At 39.6% G+C, this 15,051-nt stretch carries 13 protein-coding genes and 2 pseudogenes; 4 read left to right on the top strand and 11 right to left on the bottom strand.

The features are described 5' to 3' along the window. Positions 1 to 10: 10 nt before the first annotated feature. Positions 11 to 2,027 (bottom strand): annotated as a pseudogene (gene rep / locus C427_RS00470) (DNA helicase Rep). A gap of 151 nt (positions 2,028 to 2,178) precedes the next feature. On the opposite strand from rep, the gene ubiK reads away from it, so the two are divergent. Further along, on the top strand, positions 2,179 to 2,424 hold the full coding sequence (gene ubiK, locus C427_RS00465) for a ubiquinone biosynthesis accessory factor UbiK (RefSeq protein ID WP_007641944.1): 246 nt from the start codon (positions 2,179 to 2,181) through the stop codon (positions 2,422 to 2,424). 44 nt (positions 2,425 to 2,468) lie between these two features. Here ubiK and ubiA read toward each other — a convergent pair whose 3' ends face one another. Together ubiA and C427_RS00455 are read right to left on the bottom strand one after the other, a co-directional pair. Further along, complete coding sequence (gene ubiA, locus C427_RS00460) at positions 2,469 to 3,359, bottom strand: 4-hydroxybenzoate octaprenyltransferase (RefSeq protein ID WP_007641946.1); 891 nt, start codon at positions 3,357 to 3,359, stop codon at positions 2,469 to 2,471. Positions 3,360 to 3,365: 6 nt separating this feature from the next. Further along, positions 3,366 to 3,932, bottom strand: coding sequence for a chorismate--pyruvate lyase family protein (locus tag C427_RS00455; protein ID WP_226991256.1), 567 nt, complete (start codon positions 3,930 to 3,932; stop codon positions 3,366 to 3,368). Positions 3,933 to 4,086: 154 nt separating this feature from the next. Between C427_RS00455 and C427_RS00450 the strand changes: the two genes are divergently transcribed. Further along, positions 4,087 to 4,503 carry a flagellar basal body-associated protein FliL gene (locus C427_RS00450; protein WP_007641949.1) on the top strand — a complete coding sequence of 139 codons (417 nt, stop codon included), beginning with the start codon at positions 4,087 to 4,089 and terminating at the stop codon, positions 4,501 to 4,503. A gap of 8 nt (positions 4,504 to 4,511) precedes the next feature. Here C427_RS00450 and glpG read toward each other — a convergent pair whose 3' ends face one another. The 8 genes and pseudogenes from glpG to C427_RS00405 all read right to left on the bottom strand — a co-directional run bounded on the left by glpG (position 4,512) and on the right by C427_RS00405 (position 13,067). Further along, positions 4,512 to 5,372: a rhomboid family intramembrane serine protease GlpG gene (gene glpG, locus C427_RS00445; protein WP_007641950.1), complete on the bottom strand. Its 861-nt coding sequence runs from the start codon at positions 5,370 to 5,372 to the stop codon at positions 4,512 to 4,514. A gap of 24 nt (positions 5,373 to 5,396) precedes the next feature. Continuing rightward, positions 5,397 to 5,726: a thiosulfate sulfurtransferase GlpE gene (glpE, locus tag C427_RS00440; RefSeq protein ID WP_007641952.1), complete on the bottom strand. Its 330-nt coding sequence runs from the start codon at positions 5,724 to 5,726 to the stop codon at positions 5,397 to 5,399. A gap of 266 nt (positions 5,727 to 5,992) precedes the next feature. Then, positions 5,993 to 7,019, bottom strand: a pseudogene (gene tdh, locus C427_RS00435) (L-threonine 3-dehydrogenase). Then, positions 7,019 to 8,212 (bottom strand): glycine C-acetyltransferase, encoded by a 1,194-nt coding sequence (locus C427_RS00425; protein WP_007641955.1) that lies wholly within the window; start codon positions 8,210 to 8,212, stop codon positions 7,019 to 7,021. The pseudogene tdh and the gene C427_RS00425 overlap by 1 nt, the downstream one beginning before the upstream one ends. Before the next feature lie 257 nt (positions 8,213 to 8,469). Next, the gene (locus C427_RS00420) at positions 8,470 to 9,315 is read right to left on the bottom strand and encodes a hypothetical protein (RefSeq protein ID WP_007641956.1); all 846 of its coding nucleotides are present in this window, start codon (positions 9,313 to 9,315) and stop codon (positions 8,470 to 8,472) included. Beyond that, a complete protein-coding gene (locus tag C427_RS00415) occupies positions 9,315 to 10,415 on the bottom strand; it encodes an ester cyclase (RefSeq protein WP_007641957.1) in 1,101 nt (366 codons plus the stop codon). The genes C427_RS00420 and C427_RS00415 overlap by 1 nt, the downstream gene beginning before the upstream one ends. A 69-nt stretch (positions 10,416 to 10,484) precedes the next feature. After that, positions 10,485 to 11,444 (bottom strand): nuclear transport factor 2 family protein, encoded by a 960-nt coding sequence (locus tag C427_RS00410; RefSeq protein ID WP_007641958.1) that lies wholly within the window; start codon positions 11,442 to 11,444, stop codon positions 10,485 to 10,487. Positions 11,445 to 11,456: 12 nt separating this feature from the next. Further along, entirely contained in the window at positions 11,457 to 13,067 is a 1,611-nt protein-coding gene (locus C427_RS00405) for a sodium:solute symporter family transporter (RefSeq protein WP_007641964.1), read from the bottom strand. A gap of 134 nt (positions 13,068 to 13,201) precedes the next feature. On the opposite strand from C427_RS00405, the gene C427_RS00400 reads away from it, so the two are divergent. Both C427_RS00400 and C427_RS00395 read left to right on the top strand, forming a co-directional pair. Next, positions 13,202 to 14,215: a nuclear transport factor 2 family protein gene (locus C427_RS00400; RefSeq protein ID WP_007641966.1), complete on the top strand. Its 1,014-nt coding sequence runs from the start codon at positions 13,202 to 13,204 to the stop codon at positions 14,213 to 14,215. Further along, on the top strand, positions 14,215 to 15,015 hold the full coding sequence (locus C427_RS00395; protein ID WP_007641968.1) for an alpha/beta hydrolase: 801 nt from the start codon (positions 14,215 to 14,217) through the stop codon (positions 15,013 to 15,015). Before C427_RS00400 ends, C427_RS00395 begins: the two co-directional genes overlap by 1 nt. The last annotated feature ends 36 nt before the right edge of the window (positions 15,016 to 15,051 follow it).

Genomic DNA, 15,051 nt, shown 5'->3' with positions numbered 1-15,051 from the left:
AATTTAATCCTTAACTCTTATTCATCATGTTACGCAGATTGGCTATGCCCACCTGAGATTTCTGCTGACGTTCTTGTGCTGACACTTTCGGCTTTTTATGCTCCCACACTAAATCATCCTGCGGTAACTCGTGTAAAAATCGACTAGGTTCAGGATTAATCACTTCGCCATATTGCCGCCTTTCTTTGACCAATGTCATAAACAATATTTTTTGCGCACGCGTAATACCCACATATGCTAAACGTCTTTCTTCATCGATATTATCTTCTTCAATACTACTTTGGTGGGGTAATAGTCCTTCTTCCATCCCCACCATAAAAACATAAGGGAACTCCAGTCCCTTTGAAGCATGTAAGGTCATTAGTTGAACTTGGTCTGTTTCTTCAGTGTCTTCGCCGCGTTCCATCATATCCCTGAGAATGAGACGATTAACCACTTCTTGTAGTGTCAATTGGCGGGTCGAGTTCACCCCCTTCAAGCATATTGCTGATCCAGCCAAACAAAGTACTGATATTAGCCATGCCCATTTCTGCAGCCTTTGGACTAGTGCTCGACTCATACAACCACTCTTCATATCCCATGGCTTTGATCATTTCACGAATGGTCGCTATGCCATCACCTCTGACCGCTTTATCTGATAACTCGACTATCCAGCGGCTAAATTGTTCTACCGATACCAAAGCCTTACCGCTTAGAACATCCTGAAGATTAGGGTCAAAAGCAGCTTCAAACATAGAAGTACGATTGTGATTAGCTAAATTACCGAGTTTTTCTAAACTCACCCGGCCAATACCGCGGGTAGGTGTATTGATTACCCTCAACAGTGCATTGTCATCGTCTTGATTTACCAATAAACGCAAGTAAGCCATGATGTCTTTGACTTCAGTTCTACCAAAAAACGACGTACCCCCGCTAATTTTATAAGGGATACGGTTACTCATCAGTACCTTTTCGAACACCCGAGATTGAAAATTGCCTCGGTACAAAATCGCATAATCTTTAAACTTTGTGGCATTCATAAACTTATGGGCCATTAATTCAGCTACCACACGTTCAGCCTCGTGTTCTTCATTTTTGGCGGTAATCACCTGTAGAGGCTCACCGTAGCCCAACTCAGAAAATAATTTTTTCTCGAATATATGCGGATTATTCTGAATAAGGATATTCGCGCAGTGCAAAATTCGTTCAGACGAACGATAGTTTTGTTCAAGCTTAATGACTCTTAACTTAGGAAAATCAGTCTGCAGTAGCACTAAATTTTGTGGTCTTGCACCACGCCAAGAATAAATAGATTGGTCGTCATCACCTACCACAGTGAACCTAGCTCTTTCACCCACTAACAATCTGACCAGTTCATATTGACTGGTATTGGTATCTTGGTATTCGTCCACCAGTAAATAACGTATTTTGTTCTGCCATTTTTGCCTGACTGCCGCGTTATTTTTTAACAATACGGTAGGCAATAAGATCAAGTCGTCAAAATCTAGTGCATTGTAGGCTCGCAGATGATTGTAGTAACGCTGGTAAAATTCCGCATGTTCAACTTCGCTAGGGGATAGAGTTTGTTTTTTTAAGTCTTCTGGCAAAATAAGATCGTTTTTCCAGTTAGAGATACAACTCTGCAGCGAAGACAATAGCTCCTTGTCGCCATCAAACTCTACCTCAGTTAAATCTTTAAGTAATGACATGCTGTCTTTATCGTCAAATAATGAAAAGCCAGGTTTTAAACCCAAACTTTTTACTTCAGACTTAATAATATTTAAACCAAGAGTATGAAAGGTAGATATCTTTAATCCTCGCGCTTCTTTTTTGCCCAAGGTTTGCGCCACACGCTCTTTCATCTCACGTGCGGCTTTATTGGTAAAGGTGACTGCGGCTATGTACCGCGCAGGCAACTCGCATTCCCTGACCAAGTAAGCAATTTTACTTGTAATAACGCGAGTTTTACCACTGCCCGCACCGGCTAACACTAAGCATGGCCCAGAAATAAAATTTACAGCTTCGTTCTGACCAGGGTTGAGTTTCATACTAAATTTAAACTCTCAAGTTAAAGGGCGCTGATTGTAAGAAAATACATCCATTAGTCCAACTATATTAAACGGATATTGCTTTTTGAGTTTTTAAGCCCACTATTGTATCAATCACTCAAAAAAATGCCCACTCAGCGAGTACATAAAAATGTTAACCCCTAAGAAATTAGAAGAAATTGCTAAGCAAATATCTGATGCCGTGCCTCCAGGTATGAAAACGATGGCTGAAGGCGCAGAGGCCAAAGTTAAACAAGTATTACAATCACAAATCAGCCGCTTAGACTTTGTTAGTCGAGAGGAGTTTGATATCCAAAGCCAAGTACTCATGCGCACTCGAGAAAAATTGGAAGCTTTGGAAACTCGTCTCGCCAAATTAGAGAAACCCGAAACATAAAATCAAACATTGATTATTAGGGATATGTAACAATTAGGCGCTATTTAAATAGATGCGGGATAAATAGCATAATGTGCAATTATCCCTAACGCTAACACCAAACCTACATAGTGATTATGCAAAAAAGCCTTGAAACATAGGCTTCTTTCTCGGTCTTTAATCAACCTGTGTTGATACAAAAACAACCCCATACTGATAACTAACGCCAAATAAAAAGTCCAGCTTAAGCTTAAGTTTAGTGCTACTGCAGTAAGCAGTAACAAACTAAGTATTTGAAGTAGCAATATGATCAACTTATCGTATTGACCAAACAAGATAGCGGTTGATTTGACCCCCACTTTGATATCATCGTTTTTATCGACCATGGCGTATTCAGTGTCAAAAGCGACAGTCCAAGCTAAATTAGCAAAATACAATGCCCACACCACCCAACCTAGCGGTTGTCCTATAGCTACAAAAGCCATCGGAATAGACCAGCCAAAAGCAGCACCAAGTACAACCTGAGGCAAATGAGTATAGCGCTTCATAAAAGGGTAAATGGTGGCTAATATCAATCCACCAACTGACATCAGAACCGTTAGCCAACTTAATGTCAAAACCAGTATTAAGGCGAAACACAAAAGAACAAAAAATAGACCTAAGGCCTCTTTTTCAGTGACCTCTCCTGTCACCAAGGGTCTGGTTGATGAACGTTCCACTAAACCATCTACCTTACGATCTGCATAATCATTGATTACACAACCAGCTGATCGCATCACCACAACGCCTAAAACAAACACCACGAGTATGTGTAAGTCTGGAATGCCTGCTGAAGCTATCCACAGAGCCCATACGCAAGGCCATAGTAATAAATAGATACCTATAGGTTTGTCAGCACGCATCAAGCGCCAATAAGCGTTTAATTTTGCAGCTGGTAATTTTCCTGTGTTATCCATATTGATCTATTTCATCTCTTGATAAGCTGGTGAATTAGGTAAAAACACCTCACTGACTGTCATTTGCAGATCCTCAAAGGTGAATGCCGAGCGGCGTCCCCACAATTTCATCTCAGATTCTATGTGTAATTTTTCTAGAAAATCTTTACTTGGAGACATATGAGTTAATTCAAATGGCATTCGTTTAAATCGTTCATCATTAAAAATCAATTGACCCAAAGGTTTAGTATTGAGATTAACAAAATCACTTTCGCATAATCTTTGTGGAAGAATTGAACGAGCAAAGACCCAAGGTTGATTATCACCCCACAATAACACTTCTCTGACTTGCCATTCCTCTAAATTTAATTCTTGGTTGGGGGCCGAGACTCGTCGAAATTCTTCAAGAGTTATCTGCGCCTGCCGTTGACCTACTAGAGTCAGATGGAATGACGTACATTGCGATTGAAGCCTTTCGGTTAACGATCCTGTGTCTAATAACCAATTTTTTAAACATGGACTTGGTATAGTAAACAACTTAGGTTCAGCCCATTGTGATGGAATACCGACCGGAAAAGTATAAGATAAATTCAATTTTATAACGTTTTTGAGTAGCGAAGATGAATAATAACAAGTGCATGACTTAGACTAAAGTTAAATACCGCTCTAACTAATTTAGTTTTGTTAGCCTAGCAAAAGTTGTTAAGCTTAGTACCAGTGTAATGATAACTAACAAAAGAAAATAACGATGAAAAAAACTATATGCCTACTTGTTAGTTTACTGACCCTTTTAAGTTATCAAAGTGTGGTAAACGGACAAGAAGTGGTCAGAAAAAGCTATGCTTATTTCAGTCTCGAGCCAGAGATAGTAACCAACTATTTAGGCTCTAGCGCAAGAAAGTTAGGTTTTGTCAGGGTGTCAATAGAATTGATGTTAGAAGACCCAGACTTTCTTGAAGCCGCAGAACATCACTCCCCACTAATGAGAGCGGCAACTATTGAGGTGTTTGGTAGCCAGCCAGAAGAAAAAGTTAAATCGCTGACTGGTCGCGAGGATATTAGGCGTAGCTGCTTAGAAAAACTCCAAGAGTTAATGCTCAAAGAAACGGGCTCTAAAATGATAAAGGATGTCATATTTACAAAGTATCTTTATTTCCAGAGCTAAATCTCAGCCTATTGGGTGCTAACACTTTTTGCTCTGGTAACCAAAAACCACGCAAATACACATCCACAAATTAGTCCCACTGTGTGCGCAGTATTTGCCATATTCACGGGTAGAATATCCAGATAACCTACCACTAACCAAACCAATAAAAAGCCAATGATGGGTTTAGGCAACGATAATCCCCAGCTTGGTTTTAACCAGCCCAACCACCAAACACAGCCCACTAACGCATACACGACACCAGAAAGGCCACCGAAATTAGGGCCACTGACCAACAACTGAGAAGCATTAGACACAATAGCCGAAAATACAAAAAGCATCAGCAAACTATTGATACCAAAGGTTGTCTCTATCTGTTTACCTAGTGACCACCACCACAGCATATTAAATGCAATGTGCAGGACTGAGAAGTGGATCAGTGCAGGTCCCAATAATCGCCACCACTGTCCCGAATCTATCAGTATCGCAATAGGCTGAATTTTTAACCAAAAATAAGGGCCTGAAATGCCTATCATTGCCAACAAATAAATAACTAAACAAATTGCCAATATACTTGATGTAAAAGGTGCTTGCTTTAGATCATAGAGGGCTTTAGCTGCAGAAAAAGATTTAACCGGCGTTAGGTTAACCGTTTCACCTGATTGCCATGCAGCCGTCTGGTACTTTACGTCATTCGGATTGAGCACAAATTCTTCTGCTATTTTTTTAGCTTGGATTTGATCAGACAACTCTAACAGCATCACCGAATGCGCATAATCATTACCTGAATGTTGGTACTCAACATTAATACCTTGATTTATAAGATAAATAGTGAGTAATCTTGCCGGCTGCTCTTTAGAAAAAGCGACTAACTTAAGCGGGGTAGACAAACGTATTATACTTCCTATAACATTTCAAATAGCTGGGTGTGAAATTTCAAAAGGCTGGTCTTTGCGCCACGCCTCAAATCCACCGTCCAGACTATATACCTCTTCAAAACCTTGGTGAATTAAAAACTGTGCTGCTTGTTGGCTACTAATACCATGATAACAACACACTATGACGGGTGTATCAAATTCCACATCAGCCATAAAACTATGTAACGAACCATTGGTTAAATGTGTAGAATCCTTGATATGCCCAGCTTCAAAAGCAGAGTCGTCGCGAATATCGACGAATCGTACGGTACCTTCAGACTGTTTTTGTTGTGCCTGTTGCACAGATATATGGGCAAATTGCTCCATCTAGGTTACTCCCCTCAAAAATTTATTGTTAACCTACACTCCGGATAATGAGTGTCGAAAGTAATCAATTAAATTATCATAAATTCAATCTGTTACATAACATTCACGATGTTAAAATACCCAAGTGTGACTCAACATCGAAATCTTAGTGATTATCGAGGCTCGGTTTCGTACGTAATAGTCCGCTATTACTAGAAATTGAAGCGAAGATAGGCGCTAAAATAGCGGTGTTGAGCGGCGCTGCTTATCTCGAGTTCAGGTTACCACTACAGCCAATTTAGGATCACCTTACCAGATTGGCCGGACCCCATCACATCAAAACCTTGTTGAAAGTCATCAATAGCGAATTGATGCGTAACCATAGGTTTTAAATTTAAACCACCTTGGATCAAGCTAGCCATTTTATACCATGTTTCAAACATTTCACGACCATAAATGCCTTTTATCATCAGGCCTTTGAATATCACTTGATTCCAGTCTATCGCAACATCGCTAGCTGGGATGCCTAACATCGCTATTTTGCCACCATTATTCATTTTGTCGAGCATATCACGCAATGCTGCTGGCACTCCGGACATCTCAAGACCAACATCAAAACCTTCAGTCATACCCAAGTCATTCATCACATCTTTCAACTGAGTATTTGATACATTTACTGCTCGAGTAGCGCCCATTTTAGTGGCTAAGTCTAAGCGATATTCGTTTATATCAGTAATCACTACATTTCTTGCACCCACATGACGCGCGACAGCTGCAGCCATGATACCAATAGGGCCGGCACCTGTTATCAATACATCCTCGCCAACCAAATCAAAAGACAAGGCAGTGTGAACTGCGTTGCCAAAAGGGTCAAAAATAGCGGCTAAATCGCTGGATATATTATGGGGTATTTTAAAAGCGTTAAACGCTGGTATAGCTAAGTACTCAGCAAATGCACCTTGCCTGTTTACCCCCACTCCGGTGGTATTTCTGCAAAGATGGCGACGACCTGCACGGCAATTTCGGCAGTGACCACAGGTAATATGCCCTTCACCAGACACTCTATCTCCAACTGCAAACCCGCGCACTTCTTGACCCATATCAACCACTTCACCTACGTATTCATGGCCAACGACCATTGGTACTGGGATAGTTTTTTTGTGCCCATTCATCCCATTGGTAGATATGCATATCAGTACCACAAATTGCGGTTTTATGAATTTTAATTAATAAATCATTGTGACCAACGGTGGGCTTCTCACATTCGGTCATCCAAATACCTTTTTTTGAATGTAATTTGGCTAGAGCTTTCATTAAATCACCCCCAATTCTTTGCCAACTTCAATAAAGGCATCCACAGCTAAGTCAATTTGTTCTAGACTATGGGCAGCAGACATCTGAGTACGTATACGCGCCTGCCCTTTGGGAACAACAGGAAAAGAAAAGCCAACTACATAAACGCCTTTTTGGAGCATCTTATCCGCCATATCACTGGCTAACTGCGCGTCACCTAACATCACAGGAATAATTGCATGATCTTTGCCAGAAAGCGTAAAACCTGCGTCTGACATTCTCTGGCGAAAATGAGCAGCGTTGGCAGTTAACTGTTTACGCAATGCATCTCCATGCTCCATCATTTCAAACACTTTTAAAGATGCGGCAACAATAGGCGGTGCCACAGAATTTGAAAATAAATACGGACGCGAACGTTGACGTAACCAACTAACGACTTCTTTTTTGCCTGAAGTATACCCGCCAGAAGCACCGCCTAACGCTTTTCCCAGAGTACCGGTTAAAATATCAACTCGTCCCATCACATCACAATATTCATGGCTACCTCGACCATTTTTACCAACAAACCCAGTTGCATGACAGTCGTCAACCATAACCAAAGCCTGATATTTGTCAGCCAGGTCACAAATTGCTGCTAAGTCTGCAATGACACCATCCATAGAGAACACGCCATCAGTTGCAATCAGCTTAGTGCGTGCGCCATCCGCGTCAGCTTGAATAAGCTGTGCTTCTAAGGCTTGCATATCGTTATTGGCGTAACGATAGCGCTTACACTTAGATAATCTCACACCATCTATGATGCTTGCGTGGTTTAGCGAATCCGAAATAATGGCATCTTCAGCATCTAAGATGGTTTCGAATAAACCGCCATTGGCATCAAAACAAGAAGGATAAAGTATGGTCTCTTGTGTGCCTAAAAATTCACTAATAGTAGCTTCTAACTGCTTATGAATATCTTGCGTACCACAAATAAAACGCACCGAAGCCACACCAAATCCGTAGCTGTCTAAACCAGATTTTGCAGCCTTTATTAATTCTGGATGATTAGCTAACCCCAAATAATTATTGGCACAAAAGTTAAGTACTTTTTGGTTATGATCAACTTCAATATCAGCTTGTTGACTTGACGTAATAATGCGTTCATTTTTGAACAGCCCTTGTGCCTTAGTGTCTTCAATTTGCTGAGCTAAACGTATATAAAAGTCATTTTTCATGGATAATCCTATGAATGGGATGGAAATAAATGAATCATATATACTCAATATGATGAATGATAATTTTTAGTGCATAAACTTGTACACAAGTGGAAAAAAAATTTTACACTTTAAGAACAGTAACACTAAGATTTGATATTAAGTTTATTTAACTTATCTGCCACAACAAATCGTTATTTCTAGTTCAAAAGACCATATAAATTGTCCTTCGGTGTCGTTTTTTTAAAAATGACAAATAACCAATCTTTCAATAGGTTTTACTCAAAAAGTTTTGAATGTTGATGACGTTTATTGAAGGCTAAAATGTCACAAGTGGTTATTTCAGATGTAATCTGCTCACCATTCGTTTTCAATATGGTCATGAGTGGCAGTCTGATTTTTTGCCCAAATTCATCAGCGTCAATAAACCATTTTATTGCTGCGTTGTTACCCTCAATAACCACATCTTCTAATTGACAAAATACACGCGTCAATTTTGACTTTATGGACAACACAAACTCAAACATGTCACTGCTACTTTTTTGTTGAAAGACTCCAGGTAATGAAACATCAAATTTTTCTGTATAAACGTCATCAATATTTGATAGTTGTGAGCTACTCCAAATCGTCCACCAAGAGTCTAATAAAACATTGAGTGAACACGGCTTAGTAATAAGACAAGAAGGTGTAGCAAATTCTCCCTGTAAATTATCTTGTTGATCATAATCAGGGATCACCAATGGATCGGGCTCCGGTAAAGTTAACGTTATTTCATCTACATGGGTGTTTTTGGCAATAGATAATTGCAAGGTATCAACTATGGCATATACAGACTTTATGACTTCGCCATTATTGTGCAGCCAAAATGTATAATTTATTGGTAAGTCGTGCTGTTGTATTTTTAGTTTTAAGTGTATGACTGAGATGTTTGCTTGCCGTACGACTAGGCTTTGCAACACTTGGCAACGGCCTGCAGACATTAACCAAGTTAATGGTACAGAAGTCAGTTTATCTTCTCCAAACATTTTAGTATTGTGTTGGGACCAGAATGAAGAGTGCAACAAACTTGATTTGTAACAGGCAACATCGCCTTGAGTGAATGTTTTAATAAGCATATCTAACATTATTCAATCCCCTGCTTTGCATCGCTGTTGTTGTAATCTCTGATCATGTTTGCATAAGCTGCAACTTCATCAAACACTGTCCATTCTTCGCTAATTTTACCGTTAACTATTCGTAAGTGAGTCGCTGCCATAACAAAAAAGCATTGCCCTGTGTATTTTGAAAAGAGCTCATTTTTAGGGGTAAATATTCCGGCCACTGACCAACGAATTGCAATATCAGTAGCGTCATCTTCAAATGGAGTAACACTAATATGGTCACATGTTGCTGACGCTTCAGGGCTTTGTGCTAGCCACTGAATAAAGACACCTCTGATACCAGGAATACCTACAGCTTCGATGCCACCTGGCCATTGCAATTTAGCATTCTTATGGTAAAAACCTTTTACTTCACCAAAGGCTTTTTTATTAAAAAGTGTGTTTACCCAAAGCTTGGCAAATTTTTCACTACTGTCATCTAATGGTGTATGCCACTGATGAAACGTTGCTTGTCCAGCTTTGATACGGGTGATTTCTTGTGCGCGCCATACTTCAAAACTATCGTTTGTAGGCAAGTTAGCAAAATGTGTTGCCGCATCAATAAGGCTGATGCCTAACTGTTTCACTAAAAAACTGTTATCTCGCATCAACCATTCATAAACAATCTTATTTTCGTAACACACACAATCTGCGATGGTTGTAACACGACCCGTTTTACCCGTTGCGGCACCAAACTCAGACGGATTTTTATTGGTCATTATGCTTGTGATACGGTGTGACGAGTAATAGCCATTATTTTCGCCTAGGTCTCGCCATACCACGTTTTCACCAATTAACGTACGATCAGGGAATGCTGCTAAAGTTAATAATGTATTTTTTATTACAGTGGCAACATCATCTGAATAGCCACCTAACGTGTGTACAGGACAATATTCAGCATAATAATTATTACACAGCGCTATGTTTTTCTGTTCCCAAATACGGTGAGTAATGCGAATAATATAATCCACAATATCAATAAACTCTGAATCAAAGTTCTTTAATGATTGGCTTGGCTTACCCTGAGGTGACAATAGTTCTGGTAAATCTTTCCAATATACTTGAGTGACATTATCTTGTTGCATGGTTACACCGTTTATAAATAATTACCGTTGATGATGGATCTGACATTCTATCTATTCGCGTAAAGATACTCATCTAAGGTGGTATGCATCTTTCATCATTGCAAAAACATCTAAGCCCATTTGTTTGCACATATGAATGATGTCAATTCCAACCCAATTTTCTTTTAAGAGGTTATTTTCTCTGCGCCAAATATCAATCACTCTAAGCTCAAGTTTTATCCCTGAAGGAGGCAAGCCAAGCCAGCCTCCAGCTAAATGTGAGCCATGCATATGTGGCCAGCCACCGGTTGAAACATAGTTTCCTTTTTTGATGATTGCAGCTTTGTGGTCAACAACTCTGTCGGGAAAACTAAAAACAAAGGGGCCTTGATGATTTTTTCGAAAGTCACTAATACCTCTGGTCATGCCTATGCCCGCGGGCCCATACCACATGAAGGCTGGATGCCAGAAATTTTCTAGCTGCATACTAGCCAAAGATTGACCGTCAAAACGACCTAGTTCTTCGAGCATAGATAACACCAGTTGCTCTGATTGTTGGCTTTGTTCAACATAGGACTCTATTGGATTTAATCCATCCATAGTGGTCGGCGGCATTATCAAACCATCGTGCCCCAGGCTTTTTCGCAAAGGGTTAACGCCAGCTTGGTGCATAACATCTAAGAAATCTATGATGATATAATAATTGACTATTTTTTCGTTTTGCAGCTGTACCAGCTCTGTAAATCTTAAATAGACAGGTTTTTTAGTGGCAGGTATTCCAAGCAAGTCATTAACAAAATCACCTATTAAATAACCTGTAGCGGCAATCCATTTATGATTATTGTGAATGCTATCAAACTCAATAAATGGCCTACGTTCAATGTTGTAGAGTGACGTCGATAAAATTTTCCAATACTGTTGTTTTATGGCATCAATGCCGTGAAGTTCATTCACCGGCTCGCTGGCGTATAAAGTTACGTCTTCGCTAACTATGTTAGTTAGCGATAGATCGTTCGCAAGTGCATCATAAAATTGACTTATAATTGACATAATAATCCGTTGTTAAACCATATACTGAATAGACCATAAGAAAATTAGGGTCAAAATAAAGAATGCAAATAACCAGTAGTTAACACGGTCAACTTTACCCGGGATGCGATACCACCCGTTTTCTTTTTCTGCCAATCCTTCTCTGGCAAACTTTAATTGCTGACCTTTGACTGTATATTCAGATAATTCATGTTGTTTACCATCAATAATACGACTAGCAATAATAGTGACAATCACATTGAAACCTGCACCAATCAAACAATACCAAGGCCACGCAACATCAGTTCCAATGGCGACAGCTACAACAGCCACAAACCCAACTGCAGTTCCCACGAGCAAGCCGTTTTCGGTAGCTTGTTTGGAGAAAAACCCTAGCCCAAACATACCCAATTGAGCGCCTACAAAGTAGGAACCTACCTTACTCAACACTTCTAAAATTGAGCCAGAACTGTGTAGGTGATACATAATGGCAGGGAAGATGATCAGTAGCGCCCAAAACAGTGTGAACAGTCTAGATGCTTTCAGATAATGAGCTTCAGGAGCTCCCTTTTTGAAATACTTTTTATAGAAATCGATGGTGGTAACCGTCGATAATGAGTTAAAAGCGGAGTCAAGACTCGACATGGATGCAGCCATCACAGCTGCCGCTATTAGCCCCATTAAACCAGGCATACCATATTCAGCTGCAAACTCTAGGATAATGAGGTTTTCGTTATCAAATGTTTTACCCTGATAATAACTATAAAACAGTACCCCAAGAATAATAAAAAATAAGTAAATAAAGAAAGCAGCAAAACCCATTAATAAATAGGACTTTTTAGCATCGCCAATGTTTTTTGCAGCTAACGTTCTTTGAACCATCATCTGGTTAGTACCATAAACCGTTGTGTGGTAGAGCGTCATGGCGATAATGCCACTCCATACTGTGGTGGTAGCATTGAAGTCCCAATCAGTGATCAGTGGGTTAAGTTTACCTTCAGACTTAAGTTGAGCGAGTGAATCCATGACTGAGAAACTACTTTCGTTAAGCAGTGCATAAAATATAATACCTGCACCAGCAAATAAAATGATTGACTGGATTACATCCGTCCATATTACAGCAGTAATACCGCCTAGAACGGTATAAGCCAGTGCAATAAAGGTAACAATAAATATTGCGGCTATAACATCGACGCCAGTGATGAAACTCAACACCGCAGAAGTTGCATAAAGTACAGCAGCAGAAGACATGGTTTGCGATACCAACCAAATAGAGGAAATTAACGCCCTAGCACGTTTGCCAAATCTTTTTTCTTGATACTCATAGATAGATGCGACGCCTGAGTTATAAAAGAAGGGGAAAAAGAAGATAATGACAATCATTATCACTAATGGGTAATTAAGGTGAATAGCGATGACACTGAGTCCATCTTTGTAAGCCCAAGCCGGCGCACCCAAAAACGTCATGGCGCTAACGTAAGTGGCCACCACAGAAATGCCGATTGCCCACCAAGGTGTGGTTTTTTGTCCGATATAAAAATCATTATCGGTTTTAATTCTTTTTCCTATCACCAGGCCTAATAATAGATTTGCAACTATATATATTATTAATATAGTCCAATTTAAGGCGCCAAATTCCGTCATTGTGATCCCCAACCTTTTCTTTTTGTCGTTTTAAGTACTAAAGATTTTTTTCATCTTATTATTAATTGACTTCGAAGTCATTAGTAAATAGACTTTTTTTAAAATTAGTTATTAACCAAAAGAGAGCACTGAATATGGCCAATTTTCAAAGCGAAAAAGCCTATGTAATGGAGTATTTCAAAGCAATGGAAAAGGCAAGTACCACTTCACTTACAAAGGTTCAAGCATCTTACATTGCTGATGATTATGAATTTTACGGTGTGTACCCTTTTAATAAGATAAACAATTTAAAAGAAGTTTCTGCGAATGTTTGGCAACCTCTTTACCAGTCATTTAAAAATATTCAAAGACGCCAAGATGTATTTATCGCTGGTTCAAATGATGTGAGTGGTGATACATGGGTAATGAGTATGGGACATTTTATGGGGCTGTTTGACAGTGATTGGCTAGGGATCCGCGCCACACGAAAAGTTGTTATGCTGAAATATGCCGAATTTAACTGTGTTGAGAACGGTAAAATAACTAAGACAGGTTTATGGTTAGACATTATTGGACTCATGCAGCAAGTAGGTATTAATCCATTACCGCCACAAACGGGTGCCAGTTTTATCCACCCAGGACCACGTCACCACAATGGTTTAGTACTTGATGAGCAGCCAGCTGAGGAGGCAGTGAAAACCTTACAAGTTCTCAACACTATGATAGATGATTTGAGTCAGTTAAACAAAACGGCTAATGACAGGGCAGGTGAACAGGTGATGAAAAAGAACTGGCACGATGACATGGCATGGTATGGACCCGCAGGTATCGGTTCAACTTTTACTATTCCTCGATATCAAGAACAACACATGTATCCCTTTAGAGAAGGACTGACTGACAAAGTATTCAACGGCCACATATGTCGGTTTGCTGAAGGTCAATTTGCTTGTTTCTTCGGATGGCCAAATTTATCAAATAAGTCTAAAGGTGGCTTTTTAGGCATGCCCAGCGGCGATAGCCAAGCCGATATGCGGATTGTTGATGTTTATTACCGTGAGGGAGATAAATTATTAGAAAACTGGGTGATGATGGACATTCCATATTGGTTAAAACAACAGGGGGTAGATATCCTTGAACGAACGGCCAGTATTGAGAACCCAACACTGTAATGCGTTTATCGGTATTTCTTGTTTTATATTTAAGTTCAACAGTATGTTTGAGTGTTGAACTTAATATTCTCCCCAACAAAAATCAGAGGATTGAAAGACGCTTACTACAGTTTGAAAATGATAATTTAAAACAAAGTGCATTATTAATTATCGGTAGTCCAAACAAGCTAAAATCAGACACTCTCATTGTGATGGCTCATGGTTTTCACCCTGACCCAGCAAAATATGGAAGGGTAGAAACTGGCGAATCCTTCAGACCAGGTGATTATTATAGAAGTTGGGTAAATGCTTATGCAAAAGCAGGTTTTAACGTGTTGATCCCTGATTATCGGGGGCATAACGATTCTCAAGGAATCACCTACACGCATCAAACCGGAAAAGTAAAATTCCCCGATCGACTCTACGCCTCAGATCTTATTGCTGCTATAAATGCACTAGAAAAACACTTATTAACCGAATTTAAAAACATCGTGCTTATTGGGCACTCTATGGGAGGTCCCATTAGCTTCTATGCCGCCAGTCAAATAAAAAATAAGGTTAAATTAATATCACTTTGGTCAACGGCAAAGTATCGATTTCCAAAAATAAGTGTATCTGCTAAGTATGTAATTCATCATGGTAAATATGATGCTGTTACTCCTATCAGTAATGTTGGATTTTACCTTCAAAATCATAAGCAACAGTTAGCAGCCAAATTTGTATACGAATCGGAACAGCATCTGTTATCAACCGATGATTTTGAGCTTGCCGTATCCAGAGACATCCAACTAATCCGTGAGATCGAAAATGGAAACCACTGAGCTCCAGCAAATCCTTTTAGAAAACAAAATAAAATC

Source organism: Paraglaciecola psychrophila 170, assembly GCF_000347635.1.
Lineage (GTDB): Bacteria > Pseudomonadota > Gammaproteobacteria > Enterobacterales > Alteromonadaceae > Paraglaciecola > Paraglaciecola psychrophila.
Note: the sequence above shows the minus strand (reverse complement) of the source record. Positions and strands in the feature narration are given on the sequence as shown.

Excerpts from the sequence above, each read along its gene's own strand:
- ubiK (WP_007641944.1), top strand. The coding sequence starts at position 2,179 with ATGTTAACCCCTAAGAAATTAGAAGAAATTGCTAAGCAAATATCTGAT.
- ubiA (WP_007641946.1), bottom strand. The coding sequence starts at position 3,359 with ATGGATAACACAGGAAAATTACCAGCTGCAAAATTAAACGCTTATTGG.
- C427_RS00450 (WP_007641949.1), top strand. The coding sequence starts at position 4,087 with ATGAAAAAAACTATATGCCTACTTGTTAGTTTACTGACCCTTTTAAGT.
- glpE (WP_007641952.1), bottom strand. The coding sequence starts at position 5,726 with ATGGAGCAATTTGCCCATATATCTGTGCAACAGGCACAACAAAAACAG.
- C427_RS00425 (WP_007641955.1), bottom strand. The coding sequence starts at position 8,212 with ATGAAAAATGACTTTTATATACGTTTAGCTCAGCAAATTGAAGACACT.
- C427_RS00420 (WP_007641956.1), bottom strand. The coding sequence starts at position 9,315 with ATGTTAGATATGCTTATTAAAACATTCACTCAAGGCGATGTTGCCTGT.
- C427_RS00415 (WP_007641957.1), bottom strand. The coding sequence starts at position 10,415 with ATGCAACAAGATAATGTCACTCAAGTATATTGGAAAGATTTACCAGAA.
- C427_RS00410 (WP_007641958.1), bottom strand. The coding sequence starts at position 11,444 with ATGTCAATTATAAGTCAATTTTATGATGCACTTGCGAACGATCTATCG.
- C427_RS00405 (WP_007641964.1), bottom strand. The coding sequence starts at position 13,067 with ATGACGGAATTTGGCGCCTTAAATTGGACTATATTAATAATATATATA.
- C427_RS00400 (WP_007641966.1), top strand. The coding sequence starts at position 13,202 with ATGGCCAATTTTCAAAGCGAAAAAGCCTATGTAATGGAGTATTTCAAA.
- C427_RS00395 (WP_007641968.1), top strand. The coding sequence starts at position 14,215 with ATGCGTTTATCGGTATTTCTTGTTTTATATTTAAGTTCAACAGTATGT.